Annotated in this window: 1 protein-coding gene; it reads right to left on the bottom strand. The window is 77.4% G+C overall.

Annotated elements, in window-relative coordinates; translation table 11 throughout:
* Window positions 1-22: 22 nt before the first annotated feature.
* Window positions 23-25,207 (bottom strand): toxin glutamine deamidase domain-containing protein, encoded by a 25,185-nt coding sequence (locus O7633_RS32205; RefSeq protein ID WP_282325093.1) that lies wholly within the window; start codon window positions 25,205-25,207, stop codon window positions 23-25.
* Window positions 25,208-25,221: the final 14 nt, after the last annotated feature.

Below are 25,221 nucleotides of genomic sequence, written 5' to 3'. Positions count from 1 at the left end.
ACGGGCACCGGGGCGGGCCGGTTCACCCCCGGTCCGGCACGGGGCGGGGGGTGCGGTTCCGCCGCCGGGGCGGGCTGCCGGGGCGGTCCGGTCCCGGTGCGGGTGTCGCCGGCTGCGCGCCGGGCGGGTATACCGGCAGGCCGGTGCCGCCGGCCACCAGGACGTCGCCGACGCCCGGGACGACGACGGTGTCCGGCACGACGACGGTGTCCGGCGGTGCCGGGTCCGGCGCGACGTCCCCGCCCGGCACGACGTCCCCGCCCGGCGCAACGCCCCCGGGCGGCGTGGCGTCCCGCCGGGCGGCGGTGTCGGGCACGGTGTCGGGCGCGACGACGGCGGCGGCCGGGGCCGGCTCGGGGCGCGGTCGGTGGCGGGCGTTCGGCCCGTCCGTCGGCAGCATCCGGCTGGCCTCCTCGACGCTGACGGCCGGGGTGCCGGCGGCGAGCGCGTCCAGGGCACGGGCGCGCCCGTCGACCGTCTCCGGGTCGGCCGCGTAGCTGGCCAGCGAGCCGGGTTCGGCCCGGTCGACCAGGGCGGCGAAGTCGCGGGCCGGGAAGACGTACACCCGCGCGTCGGACGGGGCGGTGAACGCGTCGGCGTCGACCACGAACTGACGCACCACCGGGCCGTCTCCGGGGGGCAGGCCGAGCTGCGCGACGTGGTCGGCCATGCCCCGGGCCACCGCGTACGCGGTCTCCGGCCGGGCGAACACCGCGACCGGGGAGTGGGGGTCGGCGGTCGTGACCAGGATCCGCCCGGTGGCCGGGTCCGGACGCAGGTCGGTCGCCACCGCCCCCGCCGGTCCCCGGGGGGCTTCGACGACGAGGTGCAGCCGGACCTGGCCGGGTCGGGGCCGCGCCGGCCCGGGCGCGCCCGCGCCCGCCGCCGGCCGGTCCGGGGCGGCCGGTGCCGCCGGCCGGTCGTCGAGGAGCCGGTTCGAGACGTCCCTCGGGTCGCCGCCGACATCGTCCCGGTTGACCAGCCGGACGAAGTCGGCCCGACCGGCGGCGATGCCGTCGCGGACCTGTCGGGCGAGGTCGTGCATCGCGCGCAGGCGGGGCCGGTCCGGCTCGCCGCCGTCCCAGAGCACGGTCATCCGCTGGAGGGTGCGCACCAGCGTCATCCAGTCGGCGAGCGGGCCGGGCGCGCCGGGAATCCCGGCGAGGCCGGACCGACCGGGGTCGCGGCTGATCCGGAACGTGTCCAGGGCGGCGGTCGCCGCGTCGACCAGGCCGTCGATCATCGCCTCGCGGGTGTTCGACCGCAGCCGGTCGAGTTGCGGGTCGGTGCGCAGACCCACCACGGCCAGCGCGTCGTCGAGCCTGGCGAGGGCGTGGTCGACCGCCGCCTGGTCGAGGCTGGGGCGCATCCCGCGGGCCAGCACCCCGACGGCCTCGGCGGCCCGGTCGAACGCCGCGAGGTCCGGGGTCGCGTCGCCGAGCCCGCGAACCACCTCGTGGTACGCGTCGAGCGCCGCGACGACGGCCCCGAAGAGGCGTCCGCTGGCGATCGGGCCGGGGCGCTCCGGCTCGCCGAACCACAGCGCCCCGAGCGTCTGGGTCAGCAGTTGCCAGCCGTACACCTGCATGACGGGCGCGTCCAGCGCGGTCCCGGTGGCGTCCCGCAGTCGGGCCAGCTCGGCGCGGAACCGGGCGAGCGCCGCGGCGTGGTCGGTGTCGCCCGGTTGGTGGCCGTCGACCAGCGGCGGCAGGTCGAGGTCCCGGTGGGCGGCCGGGGCCAGGTCGATCAGCGGCACCAGGTCGGCGAGCGCGTCGAGCGCCCCGGCGGCGCGCGTGACGAGGGCCGCGCCGTCGGCGTCCCCGGTACGCCAGTGCCGGGCCCACTGGCCCACCAGCCAGCCGAACTCGCCGAGCACGCCGGTCACCTTTTCGGCGCGGGCCGTGAACGGGACGGCCAGGGTCGGCGTGGCGAGCACCGGCAGCAGCCGGACCAGGACGGCGGCGAGCTGGTAGACGACGACCGCCGCGGTGGTCTCGGTCCCCCCGGCGGGCAACGCGGCGACGGCCTGCCGCGCCTCGGTGATCCGCAGCAGCATGTCGCCCCGCAGGTCCCGACCGTCGTACACGCCTCCGACCGCGCCCCGGGGCAGCGGGGCGTCGGCGGACGCCGGGCCGGGGACCATCCGGCGCAGGGAGAGCTCGACCTGCAGCTCAGCCCGGTCGCGGAGCCCGTCGACGACCCCGTCGAAGGCGGTGACCTCGACGAGGACCCGCACCGGGGGGATCCCGACGGGCAGCCGGGCGTCGAGCTGGCCCCGGAGGAAGTCGGCGGCGGTGTCGGCGACGAGGCGGGCCACCGCGCCGTCCCGGGAATCGTCGAGCATCTCCTGGGGCACCCGCAGCGTCAGCCCGAACTCCAGCGCCGTGCCGGGCGCCACCGGCGACGGCGAGCCGGCCAGCCAGGAGGTGACCAGCGCGGCCCGCCGGGCGATCATCTCGCGGGTCTGTGCGGTCAGGACCGCCCAGTCGCCGACCGGTTCGGGCGGGGTGGCCCGCTGGTGTCCCTCGGAGGTCGCCGCCGGCAGGGTGTCGTCGAGCGTCCTCAGGTCCCACGGCCGCCGGACGAACTCCACCCGGTCGAGGACCGCCCGGACGGCGAAGGCGGCACCGACGCGAAACGGGTGCTCGAACCCGGAGCGCTCGGGCAGGTCCTGCCACGTCCGGTCCAGCTCCGTCGCCGTGGTCGACGCCGTCGGCCCGGCGGCCGGAGGCTGCTGCCCCGCCCGGTCCGTGGCCCGCTTCGGCGCGAACGGGGCGACGCCGATCCGCCGGACGGCCGGGTCCACCCCCCGGTACTCCCCGGCGGCGTCCGGCTCCCCGATCAACGCCGCCAGCAGGTGCAGGTGCCGCGAGCGCAGCCCGGCCCACTGCATCCCCCGGAGCTCGGCCCGCTCCTCGTCGGACAGCGCTGCCCGCTCCTCGTCGGTGAAGGCGTCGCCGGGCACCCGGGCGAGGTCGCCGGGGAGGCTGCCGGGCACGTTCGCGCGGTGCGGGGCCGTGTCGTCCTGCGACTCCTCCCGCAGACCGAGCTGATGACCCAGCTCATGCGCCACCTCCTCCTCCAACGCGTCCCGCCGCCAGTGGACCTGGTCGGTCGGCCCCTCGTCGATCACCTCCACCCGCAGGTGCGCGTCCTCCGCGGAAGCCGCCCGCGCCACCGTCACGTGCAGCCGATCACCACGCCCGGTCGGCAACACGTACGCCGAAGCACCCGCGAAACCACCACCGTTGAACACCCGCTCCACCCCCCGCTGGAGGGTGGCCAACAGCTCCCCGTCACGATCACCATCGAGCCACACCCGCACCGTCAGATCCGTCACCGGCCCACCGCCGAACCGGAACCGGCGAGCCTCGAACCGCGACACCACCTCGTACCGGTCCCCCGGCTCCGGACCGGGCCGACCCACCGGATCGGACCAGTGATGCTCACGCACCGCCACGGACGCCATCCCCCGCCGCACCGTCCACTCCGGCGGCTCACCCACCCCCCGCACCACCGCACCCGGATCGGTGCGCAACCGCACCCAGCCCGCACCCGCGGACCCCCGGCCCGCCGGATCCGACCCGCCCTCGGACTGCGCCGCCTCCACGCTCGGACCCGCGATCACCGCACGGAGCTCACCCGGGACCGCGCCCGCCCGGCCCGCGCCCTCCGGCCGGAACACCCGCCAACCACCCGACTCCGCGCCCTCGCCGTCGACCGGCACCGTCCTGACCGCACCCGTTCCCACCGACACCTCGACGTCCCCCACGTGAGTGAGCACCACCGGCGCGAGGAGGAGCCCCGGTTGCTCGGCCACCCGCTGACCGAGCAGGTCGGCCAGGCTCTGCGCCGCCAGGTACGGCCACGGGTGCCCGACCAGCAGGATCCCCTCCACCGGCGCCGCCTGGGCGGTGATCACCTGGACGACGTCCGCCGCCCAGCCGGGCACGTCCGTCGACGCGTCGAGGCCGGCGAAGACCAGCAGGTAGCCCGGGGGGCCCTGGATCAGCGGCACGAGGTCGAGCACGTCCGGATCCTGGGTGCCGATGACGGTGGGCAGGCTGTGCTCCTCGCCCGGCGGCAGGACGTTCAGGTGGACCGTCACCGGGGGCAGCAGGTCGACGCCGGCGCGCACCGGCGTGAGCACCCCCTCGGGGCCGGTCGCCCAGCGCGACGTCGTGGCGCTGCCGTCGTCGTACGCCGCGGGCAGGAACTCCAGCCAGGGCCGCACGTCGTCGGGCGCGTCGACCCGCACGTCCTCCAGGCCCGGGTCCCAGCTCGCCGTCGCCTCCGCCGCCAGCGCGTAGACGGGGCGGCCGGTGAGGTCCGCGAGGCGTTGCAGCACGACGACGTGCTCGGGGCTGCTCGCCCGCTGCACGACGCGGATCGCCGTCACCCCGTCGTCCACCGGCAGCAGCGGACGCAGCGACCAGTCCGACTCGTCCAGCGGCAGCTCGACCGTGAGCAGACCCGGCGGGCCGTCGATGCGCCACATCGGCCAGAGCCGCTGGTCCGAGGGCAGGGCCAGCTGGACGCCACCCGGCCGGTGCACCGCCGTGCCGGTGGCCCGCAGCGCCTCGTCGAAGGCCGCCCCCGCCGCCCGCCGCAGCGCCTCGGCCTCGGCCTGCGCGGCGACGCCGTCGACGTGCTGCGCCCCGAAGTACCGGACCTCCAGCACCATCAGCGGCAGCGCGCCGTTGGAGTCGTCGAGACTGCTGAGCACGGTCATCCCGCCGTACCCCACATGCTGGCCGACGAGTCCGCCGAGGTAGTCCATGATCGAATAACGCTTGCGCCTGTTCTTCTTCTGGTGGACGAGTCCCTGGCGATCGAAGAAGTCACCTGCCAGCTTGCCGCCCGTCGTCAGCTCGTAGCGCTCCTCGAGATCCGGGAAGCGGGCCGTGAACACCGCCCGGAACAGCTGCGCGATCTCGGGGAAGTGCTCCCTGAGGAACGACACCGTCGGATCCGACAGCTCCCCGAGCAGCGACCCCATGTCGTGCCGGGACAGCGCCGCGACGTTCTCCTTGACCAGCCCCGGGTGCAGCCAGCGCCCGGTCACGCCCGCCGTGTTGGCGTAGAGCACGGTGGCGACGCCGCGCAGCTCCGCGACGTCCGCCGGGCTGCCCCCTTCGGCGGCGAAGTGCTCGGCCACGACGTCGCCGAAGTACAGCGCGTCCTCCAGGTGCGGACGGGCGTGGGAGGGCGCCACGCTCGTCGGGCTGCGCCAGGTGTGCCGGGCCACGTAGCTCAGGAACGAGTGCGCTCCGGCGAGGGGGACGCCGACGCTGTGGTGCACCCGGGCGCCGGGCTCGCTGTCCGACGGCCGCGGCCCGATCAGCACCCGCTCACCGAGCGGCGTCAGCGCCACCTGGGAGAGGTGGCCCGCGGCCTGCACCTCGGCCAGCAGTTGCCCGAACGGGACGGGCCCGGTCAGCCTCGACAGGGCCTCCCCCAACGCGGTCATCGACGGGAACAGCGACTCGTCGCCGCGGTGCACGTCCGCCTCGGCGTCGGTGTCGGGCACGACGCCGACGATGACCTCCAGGATGGCGACCTTCTCCGGGACCCGTAGCGGCAGCGACGGGCCGCCGGCCTCCTCGTCCGTGCTGTCGGTCCGCTCGGCCGGCACCGGCTGACGGTAGAGCTGGCCGTCGCGGCCGTCGCGGTAGTAGGTCTTGGTCTCCACCTCGATGACGATCGTCTCCGCGGGGTCCGCCGCGAGCTGGCTCGTGCGGGCCAGGTCGGGAAGGGATACCCCGCCGGTGTCGTCGAACATGTCGGCGGCGGCGCTGAGGTCGAGGGTCTCGAAGAACTCGAACTCCCCGCCGTGCCCCAGCACGGTCCGGTCGACCGGCGCGTCCACGATGGCGCGGGCCGTCGAGGCCGAGGCGACGGGCCCGGACGCCGCCGCGTCGACCAGGGCCGCCGGGTCGACCAGGGTCCCCGGCACGACCAGGGTCCCCGGGACGACCGTACCGTCGGGGTCGACCAGGACCGCGCGGGCCGCGACCTCCGGGCCGAGCGCGTTGAGCCGCGGCAGGCCGTTGCGCGCCGCGGCCTGCGGCAGCAGCACCGCGCCCAGCTCTCCGCCGAGCTGGACCCAGCGCACCGGGTCGGTGTCGCGGTCGAGCCGGTAGCCGGCGAAGGCGTGCCCGGGGGCGCGGCCGGGGCGCTCCAGCAGGACGAAGGCCGAGGTGCCGGGCGGGGCGGCGACGAGCGCGGCCTCGACCTGCGCCCAGGAGTCCAGCACCACCCAGTCGGACCGGTCACCGGCGAACCCGCCGGCCCAGCGGACACCCACCGTGGCGTCGTCGCGGGTCCGGCCGACCCGCAGCCCCGGCCGGGTGAAACCGTCGCCGCCCGGGTGCAGGACGGCGGCGAACCGGCGGGCCAGCGCCAGGCACGACTGCGGGTCCTCGGGCGGGTTCCAGGCCGCCGTCGACGCGGCCGGGTCGACCGGTCGGACGGCGGCCTGCGCGTCGAGGGTCGCCTGCACGGCCGTCTCCAGCCCGGCCAGGGTCAGCGGGTGCCGGCCCTGGCCGCCCCGCCGGGGCCGGGGCACGTCGACCGGCTCGCTCCCGGCGTCGCCGGGCTCCGCGTCGCTGGTCTCGACGTCGCCCTCGGCGTCGCTGGACCCGGCAGCGGTGGACTCGGCGTCGCCGAGGAGCACGTCGGCGTCGGTCAGGGTGATGCGGCCGACGGCGGTGCCGGCGTCGTCCCGCCCGAGGCGGGCCGACGGCGGCGGCGCGACCTCCTGCTCCCGGGCGCGGGCCAGGTCGAGCACCACGGGCTCCGGGAGCCACGCCTGGTAGTGGGCGTCCGCCAGGACGAGCAGCACGGGGGAGTCGGCGACCCGGGCCTCGGTGCCGTCGAACCTCGGGTGGTAGACCGTCCGGGTCGACCAGCCGCGGGTCACCGCGCCGTCGGGACCGACGGCCGGGAGCGCGGTGGCCACCACCACCGGCCGGCGCAGGGCCGCCCCGAGCAGCAGGACGAGCAGGTCGCCGCGGTCGCTCGCCCAGTCCGACCGCCAGCTCCTGATCGTCCGCACGAGTTGCCGGCGCACCAGATCCTCCGTGCGGACGCCCTCGCCCAGCAGGCCGTCGGCGGCGATCACCCGCTCCACCTCGACGAGCCGGCCGTCGACGGCCAGGGCGAGGATCCGGGCACGGAGCCCCTCGGCGACCCGCACGACCCGTGCCTGGAGGCGGGTGGGCAGGGTCACGTCGCCGCCGGCGCGGGTGTCCCGCCACGCCTGGATCTCGTCGAGGTCCGCGCGGTGCGCGTCGGGCAGCACGGCCCGCACCTCGGGCAGGGCGCTGAGGACCACGGATTCGAGCAGGCAGAGGCCGTTGCGGTCGACATCCACGATCTCCTGCGCGGTGGGCGGCGGCAGGGCGGTGAACCGGTCGCCGGCGACCGCACCGGCCGGGGCAGGTGGCGCGGGCGGGGCAGGTGGCGCGGCCGGCGGCACCGGGCGTTCCGGCGGGGCGGGGGCCGGCTCGGCCGGAGCGCCGCGCCGGGCCGCCGCCGGGGCCGCCGGGTCGGGACGTCCACCGGGGGGCGTCGGGTCGGTGTCGTCGACCGACGGGAGGCGGCGCGGCGCGGCGACCGGGTCCGCCGTGGAGCTCCGGTCAAGGTGCCCGGCGGCCAGGGCCACCAGCCGTTCGACCTCGGCGCGCGCCTCCAGCCACCGGCGGCGCGCCGCGGCCTCCGCCGCGGCCCGTTCGGTCGCGTTCGTGGCGGCGGCCCGGGCGACCGTGTCGGCGGTGGTGCCGGCGGTGCCGGGGAACTCGGCGACCAGGGCGATCCGTTCCAGCTCCTGCCAGGTCTTCAGCGCCTTCTGCGCCTGCGTCGCGGCGTGGATGGCCTGCTCCAGGAGCCCGGCCACGACCACCCGGTCGACCCCGGTGGCCCCGGCCGCGTTACCGGCCAGCAGGTGTTCCAGGGCGTCGGCCTGGTCGATCAGCACCGGCTGGGAGTCGGCCAGGCTCAACTGCACGGCGGTACGGCGGGTGCCGGTGAGGTCGGTGTGCTCGGCGACGACGATCGTCTCGGTGGTCCACCAGACCTTCGCCCGTCCGCCCTCGTCGTCGAGTCCGCCCCGCATCACGTCCGTACGGTGGCTGGTGCTCTCCTGCTGCGCCGAGTTGCCGGGCACCGTGACGCCGACGGCCGGCACGTACCCGACCGAGGTGCCGAGGGTGTCCGGCAGCGCGGTGTCGGCGCGGGCCGCCAGCCGGGCGTCGCCGTGGCGGCCCGCCGTGCCGCCGCCGCGGAGCCCCTCGGTGGGCACGAGCACGGTGTCCAGCCGCACCGAGACGACCCGGGTGTGCAGGACGAGGCGGTACCCGTCGGCGAGGGCGATCTCGTAGGGGCCGGCCAGCCGGTGCGGGGTCGCGGCCCACAGGTGGGTGCGCGCCAGCAGCGTCATGAGCTGGTAGCTGATGGTCGACCCGGGTACCCCGACCAGCGGATCCACCCCGACGATCCGCAACGCCCGCAGCGCGGCGGCCTGGAGGGCGGCTGCCCCGTTGAAGCCGAGCGCCACGAACTGGCCGGGCAGGCTGACGGCTCCGGTCCGCCAGGCCAGCCAGTCGTCGGCCGGGATGGCGACCAGCCGCAGCGGCCCCGTGCCGCCCAGGGTCAACGGGGCGGCGGCCACCTCGGCCGGGTCGGGCAGCCCGACGGCCGGGCCGGTCGGCCGGTAGGTCAGGTTCAGGTGTTCGGCCGCGGTCTCGACGCGCAGCGGCACGGTGATCTCGTGCCGGCCGATCTCCTGCCGGCGACGGTAAGCCGTGAACACCAGGCGTTGCGGACCGTAGTCGACCGGCAGCCACGGGCCGGAGGTCTCCACCGAGGTCACCGCCCGGCTGGCGGTGACGTCGCTGGACCGGCCGCCCTCGGTGCGGCCGAGCGTCCCGAGGGCGTTGAGCGCCGCCCGTTCCCCGACGTGCGCCACCGGGACCACCTCGTCGGTGACGGCCTCGCCCGACTGGCGGCCGCCGCCCACGTCGCTGACGGTGCTCACCTCCAGGGTGCTGGTGCCGGCGCGCAGCTCACCGACCTGCGGCGGGTCGGTGGCGGGCACGGCCCGGACGACGATCTGCACCGCCGGGCGGCTGAGCAGCCGCGGATACCGCAGCACGAAACTGCGGCCGCCGTCGAAGAGGTCGTCCAGGTGCGCGGCGATGGTGACCGGATCGGTGTGGTGCAGGACGGTGCCGACGTTCATGCCGGCGTTGCGGTCCTGGCCGACCAGCTCCAGCCCCTCGTCGCCGCCGAGGCGCAGTGAGCGCAGCCAGCCCAGCAGGGCCTGGCCGATGGCCGGTGCGTCCACCAGCCGGCGGGTCTGGTGCATCAGCTGCGCCGCCGGCGGGGTGACCTGGCGCGGCAGCCGCCAGCCGCCCGGGGCCGTGCCGAGGGCCTGCCGGTATTCCTCGGCCGACATCTGACCCAGCAGCGACACGTCGCTGACCTGCCGGTACCGGGTGAAGACGCGGTCGGGCAGCACCCACTTCGGTTCGGTGAGCACCACGGCGAGGTGCACCCGCAGCCGGCCGTGCACGCCCAGCAGGACCGTACGCGTGCCGGAGTGCTTGATCGTGCGTTCGACCTCGGCCGCGGCGAGGACGGTGTCGCCGGAGGTCCACTCGATCTGCCGGCGGCCGAAGGCCCGCAGCGCCACGGCCGCCGGCGGCTGGGTGGGGGTGCGGGCGGCCGGCTGGGTGGGGTTCGGGGCCGGCGGCTGCCCGCCGGGCGTCCCCGCGTCCGGGCCGGGTTCGGCGTGCGCGGCGTGCTCGGACGCCCGCCACGCCGCGCCGCCCCCGCCGACCTCCAGCCGGGCCTGCGCGCCCCGTTCCATCGCCGAACGGCGCACCGCGAACCCGGCGACGGCGCTCTCGTACCCGTCGCCGGTGAGCGCCCCGGACGGTAGCTGGTCGTGCCCGGTCACCTCGGCGAAGACGAACACCGTGACCGGCACGTCGTCGCCGAGGACCACGCTGGGGGCGTGCACCGGCTGGGGTTGCTGGGTCGCGGGCGCCAGCAGCGCCGCCAGGTGGCCCTGGTCGACGAAGGCGTTGAGCCACTGGTGCAGGGGGGTGCCGGGGATGTCGCCGCTGAACGCCGTGCCCCGCCGGCGGCCGTCCGCGCCGGAGGGCAGGTGCCCGGCGTCCATGTAGTCGGCGGTGGCGGCCCGCAACGCGTCGAGCAGGTGGTCGCGCAGCTCGGACATGCCGTGGACGTGCTGGGTGACGGTGTGCTGGGCCAGCGCCGCGCCGAGGGTGCGCAGCCGGTGCCGCTGCGGGCTCACGGTGGCGGGCGGCAGCTCGCCGAGCGCCTCGCGCAGCACGATGCCCGCGCTCGGCGCGCCGGTCGGCGTCGGCAGGGCGACCGGCTGCGCCTGCCCGGCCGCGATCGTCTCGGTGAACGGCACCGAGAAGCCGAGCCGCAGGTCGATGGCGCCGCCGCCGGCGAAGCTCAGGGTCCGTGCCTGCACGGGTTGGTCGGCCAGCCACCGCCAGGCGTCGGCGAGGTAGCCGCGGTACTCGACGACGACGGAGGCCGCCAGCTCCAGCCGGACGTCGTCGGCGAAGACGGCCACCGCGCCGCCGCCGATGCCGACGACGCCGGCCTGGCTGCCCTGGGTCACCTCGATGACGTCGCGCCAGACGCCCTGGAGCCGCAGCCCGATCCCGGCGGACCCGCCGATCGCGTCGCTGCCCACCGTGGCGCCCAGTTGGAGGCCGGGCGCGACGCTACGGACCGCCCGGTTCGTCGCCGCCTGACCCCGGCCCTGGCTGGTGCGCAGCTTCACCGTCGGCTCGTCGTCCTCCGACTCGCTCGTCTCGCTGTCGCCGGGATCGGGGACGTCGGCGGTGACCGGGTCGGGGTGGGTGCCCCGCCGGCCGAGGTACTGCGGTGCCGTGTCCGGGTGCCGACGCCGCAACCCGATCCGCACCTCCAGGGTGCGGCCGGAGAAGATGTCGCGTACCCGCAGCTCGATCAGCAGCGCGCCGTCGGCGGCACCCAGCAGCCGGGCCGAGTAGCGGTTGGGGCTGTTCTGCGCCGACAGGCGTTCCTCGTTGCCCAGCCGCTCCAGGGCCTGCCGGATCCGGGCGGTCTGCACCCGCGGGTCGTCCCAGTCGGGCAGGTACCGCCGGTACACCGCGTTGCGGTCGTCGTCGAAGAGCTGCCGCAGCCGGGCGGCGACGAGGCGGGCGACCAGTTCCCCGCCGTGCAGCAGGCCGCGCCCGATCCGCAGCCGGTCGCCCCGCCACAGGTGGTCGGGCAGGGTCCGCGCGTCGTCCGGGTCGTTCTCGACGGTGTCGGCCAGCAGGGCGACGAGGTCGCGGTCGGGCCGGTTGGACGGGCTGGCCTCGGCGAGCGCCGTCACGTACCGCTGCGGCACGACCAGCAGCGTCCGCACCGACACCGGCTGCGGCCCGTGCCGCAGCCCCCGGTAGGCCAGCGACCTGCTGATCGACCGGTGCATGCTCCACTGCAACGTGCCGGTGTACTCGGCCAGGTAGAGCCCGAGGGTGTGGTCGCCCGTCTCCGCCCCGGCGGCGGTCTCGAACTGTGGCGCGAGGACCTGCGAGCGCCGGTCGACGACCGAGACGTTCGGCCCGGCCGAGAGCCGGAACAGACCGAACGCCCGGCCGACGAGCACCGCGAGGAAGCCGCCCCGGTCGGACGCGGACTGCACCGACTGACCGGCGGTGACGGTGGCCAGCGAACGCAGCGCCGCCGACTCGGGCAGCTCGCCGATCGGGGTCAGCCGGGTCAGCCGCAGCGCGGGCCGGACCCCCTGGGCGTAGCCGGGTCGCCGCAGCCACGACGAGCTGGTCGCGGTCAGGCCCGTCGCGCCGGGCTGCACCGCGTCGAGGGCCCGCTGGCCGCCCCAGAGCCGCCACACCGTGCTGCGGCGTCCGCGGTGGACGACGTCGGGGATGCCGGCGAGCGCGGCGGTGGCCAGCGCGCCGTCGTCGACGACGTGCGTCGAGTAGGCGGCGTCCCGCAGGAAGATCGCCCCGGCGGGACTCACCGTGAGCTGGTTGCCGTCGCTGATCGGCCGCATCGTGGCCAGTGCCTCCGGGGTACGGAACCAGAAGCGGTCGCCGTCGCCGGGCAGCCAGGTGGCCGGCACGGCGGCCCAGGCCGGCGGGACGGACCGTTCGGTGATCTCCACCTGGACGAACACGGCGCTGCGGGTGAGGAACGAGTCGGGCGCGCCGATCATCATCCCGGCGTCCCCGGTGGTGACGGACTGCCCGATCGCGCGAACCGCCCGGCTGCTCATCACGCCGCCCAGGACGGTCACCCCGACGGCTCCGGCGGGGATCGGCACCACGACCCGGGCGGTGGTGGCCTGCGGCTGAGCCCACGTCGACGCCGAGACGGCCACGGTGCGCCGGTCCTCGATGCCGCCCAGTCCGGGGGCGAACCGCACCTCGTCGGTGTCGCCGGGGCGGGGCACGAGCCGCACCCAGGCGAACCGCCGGTCCCGGCCCACCCGGACGGGGTGCCCGGAGCCGTGGTGCAGGAACTCGGTGGGGTCGGCGGCGAGCGCGTCCAGCAGGGGCCGGGCGGTGGGCATGGTCACGCCCAGGGCGCGCAACCGCCGGGCCACCCGGGCCCCGAGCACGGTGGCCCAGGCCGGGTGGCCGGTGTGCGGTGCCCCGATCAGCAGCGGCTGCGCGGTGATCGCGGCACGGACGGCGGTGACCTGCTCCGCGGTGGGTTCCCGGCCCGGCACCCGGCGGGCCGCGCCGGTCGGGTCGAGCAGCAGCACCTGGGCCTTGCCGGTGGAGAGCGCCTGGGTCAGCTCGGCGTCGCCGAGCTCGGCGGCGTCGACCCCGACGATCCTGAGCTGGGCGGGCACCGTCACCAGTTCCGGCTCCACGACGAACATGAGGAGCCGGCCGGGTTCCTCGGTGCCGGGCAGGTGGGCCAGCGCCAGCGAGCCCGGCGCCGCGCGGAGGGCGTCGACGGTGGCCGCGACGTCGTGCAGGGGTTCGAACTGCCCGCCCAGCGCGGCGGTCAGGGTGCCGGTGACCGTCTCCGGGGTCACCGTCAACTGCGCGCCGAGCGGGCGGGGGGACCGCCCGAAGTAGCCGTCGACCAGCCGCACCACGGCCCGGACGAGGTCGGTGGCGTCGGCCACGACCAGCGCCGGGTCGTCGATCGCCCGGACGATCCCGGCCGGCGACGGCGTCAGGAACTCGGCCAGGTCCATCGCGTCGCCGCGGGCGTCCACCGCCAGCACAGTGGTGCCGGGGCGGGTCAGCGCCCCGGCGGTGACCGGGTCGGCGGCGGCGGGTCCGGCGAACGCGCCGGTGCGGCCCGGGTCGACCACCCGGGGCACCACGGTGCCGTCCCGGTCGTCGGCGACCAGCCAGAACACCCGGTCGGGCGCGCCCACCGGCCGTTCGTGGACGAGGACCATCGCCCCCGGGCGGCGCGTCAACGCCTGGATGAGCGAGCCGGGGTGGTCGAGGTCGAGCGACGCCGGTCGTCCGCCCAGCGCCTGCTGGAACCCGGGCAGGCTCGACCCGGTCACCGTCGCGGCGGTCACGCGCAGGCCGCCGACGTGCCCGTGCAGGGCGAGATAGGCGGCGACCGCCCGCAGCCGGGAGCTGGCCGCGGTGGCGGTGGCCTCGTCGACCTGCACCGCGTCGACCCACTCCGCGAGCCGGGGCAGCGACGGCCGGCGGGGCTGCCCGCTGGCGACGAGGCGGGCCGGCGGCAGCCGGCGCAGCGCCTGGCGTACGGCGTCGACCGCCGACGGCGACGGCCCGGCCCCGGCGGGGGCCGGTGGCGGGGTGTCGGCGGCGGCGTCGGCGGCGGGCGGGGAAGCCGGCTGGCCGGGCGGCGGTGGGGCCGGGTCCGGGGCGGCGTCCCGGTCCCGCCGCGGGTTCCGGTCCGGATCCGGGCCCCGCCCCGCAGCCGGGTCCCGACCCGGCTGCTGGTCCTGGTCCGACGGCGGGTCCGGGTCCGGGTCCAGGTACGGGTCCGGATCCGGCTCCGTGGACGGGTCGGGCACGGCCTGGCCGCCGAGGACCCGCTGCCCCGTCGCGACGCGCACGGCCACCGTCCGCCCCTGCGCCAGCAGCATCGACACCGGTCCGGTCAGCTCGTCCAGCTCGAACGCGACCAGCCGGGCGGCCGGCTCGGCATCCGGTCGCAGCAGCGTCAGCCCGCCGTCGGGGGCGCGGTGGACCAGCGCCACGGCGTCGTCGACCCAGACGGGGGCGACCGTGTTGTCCGGCAGCAGGCCCAGGGTGGCCGCCGCCACCGGGGTGCGCGTCGCGTCGAGACGCCGGGCCAGCGCCAGTGGGCCCTGCCCCACCGGACCGGGCAGACCGAGCCGGGCGAGCACCTCCCCCACCGACTGCCCGGCGCGGTGCCCGTCGACGGCGACCCGCAGCCGGTCCATCCCGAACAGGGCCGAGGCGAGCCGGTCGGCCCGCTCCGCCCGGCTGCCGGCCGGCAGACCCGGCAGGCGGCGCAGCAGGTCGACGCCGCCGAGCCAGGTCGGCGAGCCCCACACGCGGGCCCGGGTGTTGACCGCGCCGGCCAACTCGGCCAGGTCGGCGGCGGCCGCCGCGACGACCTGGTTGACCAGCCGGAACGCCTCCGGCCCCACCATGACGTCGACTCCGCCGGTGCTCGGCCACGGGTGGTGGGCCCGCCACCGGCCGTCGTCGGCCCGCACCAGCGCCACGGCCCCCTCCCCCGCGAGCGCACGGGCGAACGTCTGCGCCGCCTCCCCGGTGTCGAGGAGCACCACGACGGGCGGGCCGGCGAGGGTGTCGGGCAGGATCATCCGGTAGGCGGCGGCGGTCAGCGCGCCCCGCCCGTCGGGCCGACCGGTGGTCACCCCGTCCACGGTCACCACGCCGGGCTCGACGAGGACGCCCCGCTCGCCCAGCAGCGGCCCCAGCCCCCACGCCCAGACCTGCTCCGGCATCGCCAGCAGCAACGGCCCGTCCCGGTACGGGACCGCCACGAGTTGCGGCGGCGCGGTGTCGTTGAACGCCGGCCCGGCGGTGTCGACCTCGAACGCCAGCGTCCGGCGGGCGGGGAGCCGGCCCGCCGCGGTCGAGGTGATCTCGGTGGCCCGCACGCCCGCCCCGAGCCACCACGCCGGGCCGGCCGGCGCACCGGACGGCACCTGCCAGTCGGGCACGTACGTGCGGTCGGTCGCCCGGGGCCCGTGGCGGCGCAGCGGGTTGTCGGTGACGGGCTGCCCGACGCCGACGAGCCGGGCCAGTTCCAGCAGCGCGGCCCGCTCCGCCCGGGGCAGGTCCCGGTCGAGCAGGGTGGGCAGCACCGCGCCGACCGGCCCCTGGTCCGTCGCCACCAGGTCGGGTCGCAGCCGGGGGAACGCCGTCGCGTCGACCACCCAGCCGTGCAGGACGGCCTCCCCGCCGGGGCCGGGGGCCACCACCCGGTGGGCCGAGCCGGCGGGCAGGGCGAACACGTGGTCGGCGGCGGCGATCCCGTCGGCGGTGACGAAGACGACGCTCGCCGACGCGCCGGCCGCCATGTCGGCCAGCGCCCGCACGGCGGTCGACGGGAGCGCCAGCAGGGGCCCCGCGGGCTGAAGGTGCGCCTCCCGCCACGCCGGGTCCGTCCCGGCGACGCCGGCCACCACCGACGCGAGGTCCGGCCCGGTCAGCGAGGCGACGGCGTCCTCCCCCACGGGACGCCAGTACGCGGCCCACTCGGACGGGTCGTCCGGCGAGGGCATCACCACCGCGTGCACCGCGTCGAAGAACTCCACCACCGAGTCGAGCAGGTCGACCTCCTCGGGCACCACGACGATCCGGGTCCCCGCCGGCAGCGGAGCCACCAGGTCCGCGATGCGGGCGGTCGGCTCCACTCCCCGTAGGGCCGCCCGGACGACGGCCTCGACGGGGGCGGCGGGCAGCACCGCCACGCCCGCCGCCCGGCGCAGCGCGGCCGGCAGCCCGGAACGACCGGTCGACCAGAGGACCGCCCCGTCGCCGTAGCGGTCGACGGCGACGGCGGCGTTCTCCGGCATGCTCACCACGACCAGGGACGCGGCCGACGCCACCGAGAAGCTCATGGTGTAGGCCTCCGGCGTCAACCACACGGTCGCCGGGGGCGTCCGGTCCGGGGACAGCTCCACCGACCAGGCCAGACGCCGCCACGACGGATGCTCCCGGGCCACCCGCACCAGGTGTTCGACGTCGGCCCGCGCGATCGGCTGTCGTCTCTCGTCCGAGTGCGGCAGGGTCCAGGTCACGCCGGCCGCCATCGCCGCCAGCTCCAGGTCGGTCGTCCAGCGCACGACCGGCGAGTCCCCGGTCAGCCGCGTGTCGACGAAGCGTTCGACCGGCGCGACCTCGGCCGTCGCCGGATCCACCCGGACCAGGTAGTGCTCCTCGGTGGACCACCGGACGAGCTCCCGGACGTCGTCGACGGGCACCCGGACGGTCAGCCGGTGCTCGTGCGGCGGCCGGTCACCGAGGTCGCCCAGGTCGCTGAGGTCGCCGAAGAGCTGCACGGGGTTGAACCGGGCGTCGGCCATGAACCGCTCGGTCGACTCCCACCGGCCCAGGTGGAAGTGGACCTGGCCGTCCACGGCCGGCGCGGAGTAGGGCCGGCCGAGCACCTCGAACATCGCCCGGAGCACCTCGGCCCCGGCTGCGGTCGCCGGCTGGGCCGTGGCCACCTCCAGCAGCTTCGCGTCGAACTCCTGCCGCAGCAGGCTCACCAGGCCGGCGCTGTCCGGGCCGGACAGTTCGACCCGCCAGCCGGCCAGCCGGTAGACGAGGGTCCAGCCGTCGAGGTCGGGGGTGGGCGCGATCACGCCGACGCCCCGGTCCAGCAGCCGCTCGACGAACGGGCTCTGCGCGGGCGCCGGCCGGTCGAGGACGACGGCGCGGGGGTGCGCCCGCAGCGCCTCGCTCGCGACCACCTCGTCGACGCCCACCCGCCAGCCGTCACCGACCAGGTGGTCGCCCTCGATCCGGCCGGCGGCGACGACCAGCCCCCTGCCCGCGTCGTTCGCCGCCGGGACCGTCACCGCCGCTCTGGGCTCGACGGGGCGGGGAAGGAAGAACGCCTGCGGCTCGCCGGGGACGAACCTGGCCGACTCGTCGACCAGCAGCAGGTGCGCGCTCCCCGCTCGGGGAGCGTGCGTCCAGGACACGCCCGGCTGCGCCGAGCGGCCGGTGAGCAGTTCCCGCACCGGCGTCAAGGCGGCGGCGGGCACCGGCACGAACCGGTGGCTCAGGCCGGGCCACGGGCCCGGGGTCGGTGTGACGGGCCACAGCCTCTGCTCCGCCGCGGCGTGGGCGATGGCCTGTGGTTGCCATCGACGCAGGCCGGGGTTCGCGGACAGCAACCAGGCCGAGGTGCCCGGCCACCCGTCGCCGGCCAGCCGCCAGGTCTCCGGGTGCGCGAGGGCGTACTCCCCGTCGAGGAGGTACCACCGGCGGCGCGTCCCCTCGTGGTCGACCTGGACGGACCGCACCAGCTCCGGACGCGGCTGGAGGATCTCGATCGTCAGCCCGCGGGCGGGCGGCAGGTAGGGGTCGGCGATCCAGATGCCGGTGGTACGCAGCAACCGGTGCAGGTCCAGCTCGTCGCGCACCTGGTGGTGGAACGGCAACGTCAACGGGCCCTCCGGCACGGGCAGCAGCCCGCTGTCGAAGATCTCCCTGAGCCACTCCCGGTTGCGGTCGTCGGCGAGCTGGCGGACGTTGGCGGAGAACATGGCGTCGACCAACCGGCCGCCCTCGACGGGGTCCGCGGCGTGCATGACGGCGCGGGCCAGCGCCTCGGGCAGGGACCCGACGGTCAGCGTCACCGGCGCGTCGAACGGGACGCTGCGCCCGACGACGGTCCACTGGGTGTGGTTCGGCCCGCTGCGGGGCAGGACGACCAGCGCGACGGCCGCCACCGCCTGGACGAACGCGGATTCGGCGGCCGTGGCCTGGTCGAGGTCGGGAAGGAGCAGCACGCGGGTGCCGCCGTCGGTGGCGGGCAGGCGGGCCAGGTACTCCGCCGGGGTGAACCGGGTGCCGTCGGGCGTGACCAGCGCCGTTCCCGGCCCGGTGGGCCCGGTGGCGGCGTCGAGCCGGCCGGGCTGCACGACGATGCGGTGCGCGCCCTGCCACCCGAACCGGTGGACGTAGGCGGCGAGGTCGGTGGCCATCCGCTGCCACGACAGCGCCATGATCAACTGCCGGAGCTGCGGGTCGCGCCAGTAGGCGGTGGGCGGCGTGGCCTCCGGCGTCGCGGCGAGCGCGGCCAGCCCGGCCGCCTGCTCGGGAATCCCCCCGAGCTCCCTGTCGAACAGGTTGCGGACCGTGCCGACGACGCGCATGCGCAGCAGCTCCCGCTCCTCGGAGGAGAGCGGGGAGCCGTCGAGCCGGTCGGTGCGCTGCCCCATGATCTCGGCCGTGACGGACTGCTCGGTCTCCTCCACCAGGAGCGCCCAGGCCACGGCGACCAGCTCCGCCGGATCGGTGATCGGCTGGGCCACCGGCCCGTCGACGAAGTCGTTGCGCCACAGCGGCACCACCCGCACCAGCCGGGAGTCGGCGCCGGCCATCGGGCCGAGCGGAAACTCCAGCAGGGCCTGCACCTCCATCGCCGGGGCGGGCCCGGCCGCGGCCAGGGCCACCCGGACCGGTCGGCCCGGACCGGCCGCCGACGCCAGGGTCAGCTCCACCCCGGCGGCCCCGGCGGTCGCCGGCCACACCCCGCGCAGCAGCCAGCCCCGGTGGCCGCCGAGCCCGTCGGCCAGGCCGGAGTCCGGCACGCTCACCACCCGGGCCGGCTCGCCCCGCTGCCGGTCGAGCTCGGCCTGCACGCGGTCGCCCTGCGCGGCCGTCGCCGCCCGGAACTCCGCCTCGCGCCGCACCCGCCCCTCGTGCCGGCGTTCGTCCCCCTCGGACCGCTCGTACGACGGGGGCGGGCCGTCGATCGGCGGCGGCCCGGCCGGGTCGGTCGCGGCCCGGCGGGCGTAGCCGGGCAGGCCCGCGCGCCAGCCGGCGTCGCCGAGCAGGGCTCCCTCGGTGTAGCCGGGCGTCGCGGCGTACGCCTCCCGCACCCGGTCGGGAAGGTCGAGCAGGTGTGCCCGGGGAAGCTCGCCGGGTGGCGGCACCGGGAACCGGTGTACGACGGTGGGCATCCGCACCGGTTCGTCGGGCACCCGGTCGTGCGGCATGACCACGACGCTCAGCCGGGCCGGCACCGGGAGTCCGGCGGCCAGGCGGCGACGCAGCTCCCGCTCGACGGAGCCGGCGAACGCCCAGGCGACGGCGGGGTCGGCGTGGGGAATGGTGAGCACCATCGGCGCGCGGGGGTCGACCGCCACGGTCGCCATCCACGGCGCGACGGGCGGGGCTCCGGCGAGCACGGCGTCCAGCACCGACGCGGCCGGCACGCGCTCGCCGCGCACCCACGCCAGGCGGGCGTCGGCCACGGCGACGACCAGGTGCCAGCCCGGCAGGTCGACGGCGTCGACCTGCCGGGACAGCCTCGTGAGGGCGGTGGACCGCGTCCCGTCCGCCCAGGGGGACAGCACGATCCGCCCCAGCGGGGTACTCAGCACCCCCCGTCCCTGCGGCGGCTTGCCCAGGGGGACCGCCGCGACGGCCCGGTCGCCGTTCGCCGCCGGGTCGCCCGCCGCGGCCGGGACCCAGGCGTCGTAGTGGTCGCGTCCGTTGTAGAGCAGCTGCACCGGCTCCCCGGCACCTTCCGGCCACAGCACCGTGGCCGACGGCGGGTCGAGCCGCCCCTGCCACACCGGCCGGCCGAGCGCCGCGCCGATCACCAGGGGCAGCACGTCGCCGGCCCGGCCGCCGGTCGCCGGGTCGTCCTGCCCGGGCAGCAGCCGCTGCCAGTCCCAGGTGTCGATCACGTCGAGCAGGGTGGCCTGCACGTCGTGTCCCGGCGGGAACAGCCAGGTCGTCGCCACGTGGTCGAACAGCTCGGTCATCGTCGGCGACGGGTCGGCCACCCGCCGCCAGATCTCCTCGCGCAGCGCCGCGTCGATGTCGGTCAGGTCGACGTCGTGCGCCCGCGAGCGGCGCACCCGGTGCAGCCGGTCCACCGCGTCCGCCGGCATGCCCGCGATGCCGGCCATCGCCTCGGGTGTCGCGACGGCGACCGCGCTGAGCAGGCAGAGCCCGTCCCCGACGATGCGGATCCGGTCCCACTGGGTCGGTGGCAACGGGGCGTTGGTCAGCCGCACGTCGGCCGGGTCGGCGACCCCGGCCCGGCTGGCGTACCCGGCGAAGGGCGTCACGACCGGCGCGTCCGGCGCGTCGGGGTCGACGATCTCGTCGTTGACCACGTCCCACGCCCCGGTCGCGTCGGGCACGAACAGCGCCCACGGCCGGCCGTCGACCGACAGCGGCAGGCGGCCCGCCGGTCCGGCCGCCACGACCAGGTCGCCCTCGGGGGCGACCACGTCGGTGTCGCGCAGGTCGGCCAGGCGCTGCACGGACCGCGCGCCGATCCGGCCGGCCGCGCAGGAGAGCAGCGCCAGCCGCCGGCCGTCCCGCTCGGGCGACTCCAGCAGGGTGTGCAGGTCGTCGACGGTCAGCTTCGCCTCGCTCGTGCGGCCGCCGGCGTGGCGCAGCGGCACCCGGAACCGCTCGCCGGCCCCGTGCACCAGCACCGTCACGGTGTCGGCCGGGTCGGGCAGCCCCGGGCCGCCGGCCAGCCGGTGCCACTCGCGGTCCGACAGCAGGGCGATGCTCCCCGGTCGCCCGGGGACGTCGTGCGTCACCACCTGACCGTCGCCGACCCACCAGGTGCCGTCCGGATCCCGCCGCAGCCGGCCCGGGGTGGGCCGGCCGGCCGGGGCGGAGGCGCGCAGGCGGCGACGGTCCCGGCCGGGGCGGTCGGCCCGCGCGGTGTCCGGGCGGGGGCTGCGGCGGGTGAACTCGGGCCCCGGCTCGGTCCAGAGCACCGCCCGGCGGCGCTGCTGCGGGGTCGTCGGGCGGCGCGGGCCGCCGGACATCCCGGACCGGCCGGCGCCCCGGCTGGTCTGCTCGACCCGGACCATCCGCAGCGGAATGCCCTCGGCCTTCAGCCGCGCCGCCACCTCCCGGCCGACCAGCTCCGCCAGCGAGGCGGCCCGCTGCCGGCCGGTCCGGCCGGCCCGCAGCCGCAGCCGCCCGGCGCCGTTGCCGCCGCCCTCGACCCTGATCCGCACCACCCGGGGCCGCTCGCTCTCCCACGCGCGGCGGACCTGCTCGACCACCTGGTCGACGAACGGGTCCAGCTCGGCCCGCCGGCCGTTCGCGACCACCCGCTCGCCGGCGGCGAAGTCGACCGTGACCGGGTCCGGCGGGCCGGCGTCCTCGTCGGTGCTGGTCCGGACCGGGGTGACCGTCCGGTCGAACCGGCCGCCGACCGCCGCCGCGACCGAGTCCAACCAGCCCTGGACCTCCTGCGGGGCGGCCGCCGGCCGGGCCGCGCCCATGAACTGCGCCGACCGGTCGTTGACCTGCCACCGCCGGGCCGACTCGTTCCAGGCCAGTTCGCCGCCGACCCGCGCGTGCCGTTCGATGGCCCGGCCCCGCGCGTCGAAACCGACCGCGAGGCCGGCGTGGCCCTGCCCGCCGAGCTGCTCCCGCAACCGCGTCGCGGTCAGTTCCGGATCGTGCTGCCGCATCCCCGCCAGCAGGGCGCGGAAGTCCGGTTGCCGCATCGCGGTGGCGGCGTCGGCGGCGCCGAGGTAGACCTCGCCGTCCTCGGCGACCACGTAGAGCCAGGTGCGGGCCCGCGCCGGGTCGAGCAGGTGGGCCGGGAAGTCCGCCAGCCGGTACCAGAGCGGATTCAGCCGTACGTCGCCGGCGTCGTCGCGCTCGCCGGGCGTGATGCGGGCCGACCGCACCGCCGGCCCGAAGACGCCGTCGAGATCCGTGTCGGGCGGATCGGAGCGGACGGAAGGGTCGGGGACGTCGGGCAGGTCGGGGAGGTCCGGGACCGCCGGGTTGGCCGACGAGGCGTCGTAGTGGTCACCGTCGTTGTGGTAGATGGTCACCGGGGCGACGTCCGTCGGCCCGTACCCGGCGCGCTCGCGGCCGTCCCTGCGGCTGCGCACGCTCAGCGGCAGGTCGAGGGCGTACGCCAGCAGCGGCAGCAGGGCCGTGCCGACCGGTTGTTGCCAGGAGGTCGACCAGGTGGCCACCGCCTGCTGCAACACGTCGATCTCGTCGGCGGTCAACGGCCCCGGTTGCGTGGCGTACCAGTCGAGGTAGGTGGCGAGCAGCTCGTCGTCGGCCAGCCCCGTCAGGTCGCCCAGCCCGTGCCGGCCGAGTTCGGCGAGCCGGTCCGCACGGGACATCAGGCCCGGGTCCTCCCGGTGCCGGTCGGCCAGCGCGAAGCGGACCGCCGGGACCAGGGCCGGCGGGATGTCCCGCTGGGCGGCCAGGTAGCGGCCGACGAGCGTGGCCAGGGCAGCGGCCACGAGGTCCGGCGGGGAGCCCGTGGGCAGCGGCGTGAGGTCGGTGGAGTACGCCTCGGCGTGCCGGCTCATCGTCGCCCGGACCTCGTCGGTGTCGGCCAGCCAGCTCCGCAGCGGGGGCGACAGCAGCCCGGCCCGGGCCAGCCGGTGCGCCACCAGCCCCGGCGACGAAGCGAGGACGGCGTAGAGCAGGCAGCGCCCGTCCGCCGGCACCTGCACCAGGTCGGCCGGCAGCTCCGGCCCGGAGGCGGCCCGCTCGACCGGCGGCACGGGGTCCACCACGACCGGCGGCACAGGGTCCACCACGGCCGGCGGCACAGGGTCCACCACGGCCGACGGCGGGGTGGCCGCCTCCGGGCGCGACCTGCCGTACCGGGCGCTGGTGGCGGGGTCCACCAGCGCCCGCACGGCCACCGTGTCGTCCGGTGCCGCCGGCACCGGAGCGCCCTGCCCGTCCAGCACGATGACCCGGGCGCCCACCGGCAGCTCCGGCGGCCGCGTGACCGGCCGGACCCGCCGGTGCGGCGTCGCCTGGGTCTCCACCCAGAACAGTTCGCCACCCTCGTTGACCAGGGCGAAGGCGTGGCGCGGGGCGTTCGGCGGCTCCACCAGCACCGCCGCCACCGCGTTCGGTCCGCCCTTGCTGACCCGATCGACGACCTGCGCCCAGTCGGCGACCGGCTGCCAGTCGACGCCGAGCCGCTCGGCGAGTTCCCGCTCCGGGCGCACCGGGTCGAGCGTGGCGTCGTCCCGGGTCACCCGGGCCACCCGGGGCGCTGCCGAGAACTCACCGACCACGGCCGCCAGCCGGACCACGCAGTCCGCGGCCGTGCCGTCGTAGGGCGGCAGCACCCTGGTCAGGCGTTGCTCCAGGGCCGCCCGGCGACCGACGACGGGGACGCCGGCCGTGGCCGCCTCGTCCACCGGGGCCGGCCGCGGCCCGGCCGCCGAGCCGCCGACCGGCTGCGCACCGACCGCCTGCGAGCCGACCGGCTGCGGTCCGCCCGCCCAGGAGCCGGACGCGGATCGGCCCGGCGCGGCGGGCTCGGCCCCGGACGTGCGCCCGGCACCCGCCGGCCCGCCGGCCCCGGCGTCCGTCACGCCGGCCGGGACCGGACCGGGTCCGCCGGGCCGGACGCCGGCGAGGGCACCGCCGGCCGCGCCCGGGGCGCCCGGTTGACCGGCGGCCGCGCCGGACGTCCCGGGCAGGGCGGGCGAGGACGGGGGCAGGCCCGTCGACGCAGACGTCCCGGGCGGCGTGGACGGGCCGGGCGGGATGGACAGGCCGGGCGGGGCGGCCGGGCCGAGCGGGCCGGGCGGGGTGGACAGGCCGGGCGGGGCCGGCAGGTCGGCCACGGTGGGCAGGCCGGAGAGGCCACCGGTGGCGAGGGCCGCCGGGTCCACCGGCTCCGGGCCGGTCGGCTCCCCGGGCGGCGTCGATCCACCGTCGGCCCGCCCGGCCGCGTCGGCGTCGACCTCGGCGGGGCCGCTCCCGGTGCCCGTCCGGGCCGCCGGGCCGGTCCCACCGCTTCCACCGCTCCCACCGGCCCCGGCCCCCGCCCCGCCCCGGCCTGCGCCGCCCGGCGTCGTGCCGCCGGTGCCGGTGCCGCCCGCCCCGGTCGGTGCGACACCCACGCCGGCCAAGCCGGCCACCGCCTCGCCGTACGACGGTGGGTCGTCGTAGGCCGGCAGACGGACCGGGTCGTACGCCGGCAGCGGCTCGTCGACCGCCGGAGCGGCGGACGTCGGCTGCGGCTCGGGAGGCACCGACGCCTTCGGCGTCCGCTCCCGGTCGCCTCCGGTCGCCCTGCGCAGCTCGTGCCCGATGGCCGAGCCGGCGACGCTCGCCAGCCCCGACATCGCGCCCGCGACGACGGCCGCCCCGTCGGCCTCCCACTCGCCCTCCTTGACGCCGCTGTAGAGGAACTCGGTGAACCACTCGCTGACGCCCTCGTTGAGAACCTCCTGCGCCGCCTCCCCGGGCCGGAACCCGGGGGAGTCCGGGGTGGCCGACGTGGCCGACAGCCCGATCCGCCGGCCCACGTTCGTCGACCGGACCAGCCGCTCCAGGCCCTGCATCAGCCCGCCGAGGCCGACGCCGACCGCGCCGCCGAGCGCGCCGACCTCGGCGGCGGCGCGGGTCAGCTCCTCGTTGAAGCCGTCGCGGGTGTGGTTGCGGATCTGGTAGAGCTGCACCAGCCGGTCCATCACCGTCTGGAGCCCGATGCCGACGGCCTGCGCCACGGCGACCTGGAACAGGACCCGGGTGGTGACGTTCTGGAAGATGATCCTCATGATCACCCTGCCGATCGCCAGCCGGGCCAGGGCGGCGGCCGGGTTGATCCACGCGATCGCCAGGGCCGCCAGCAGCTCCAGCATCAGCGCGAGCAGCGAGGCGATGATCATCAGCTTGGCGTACTGCACCTCGGTCGCGGTGCCCCGGTAGCTGTCGCCCATCCGGCTGGTGTACTTCGACACCAGGCCGAGGTAGCCCGGGCTGTGCAGCACGTAGCGCTCCATCGTGTCGACGAAGGAGTCCTCGGCCTGCCCGTTCACCCCGGCCCGGTACGCCCGCACCCCGTCGCCGAACGTCTCGCCCGACGCGGCCACCTGCTCGGCGGCCCGCCGCAGCGCCTCGGCGGTGGCGAAGAGGTTGGTCTCGTCGGCCCGGGGGAACTTCTCCCCGATCAGGAAGCGCAGGAAGTTGGCCAGTTCGGCCGAGACCTCGATCGCCACCGGAGACCGCCCCT

Origin of the sequence: Micromonospora sp. WMMD712 (genome assembly GCF_029581295.1) — a bacterium.
Taxonomy (GTDB): domain Bacteria; phylum Actinomycetota; class Actinomycetes; order Mycobacteriales; family Micromonosporaceae; genus Micromonospora; species Micromonospora carbonacea.
This window is presented reverse-complemented; position numbering and strand designations above follow the sequence as displayed.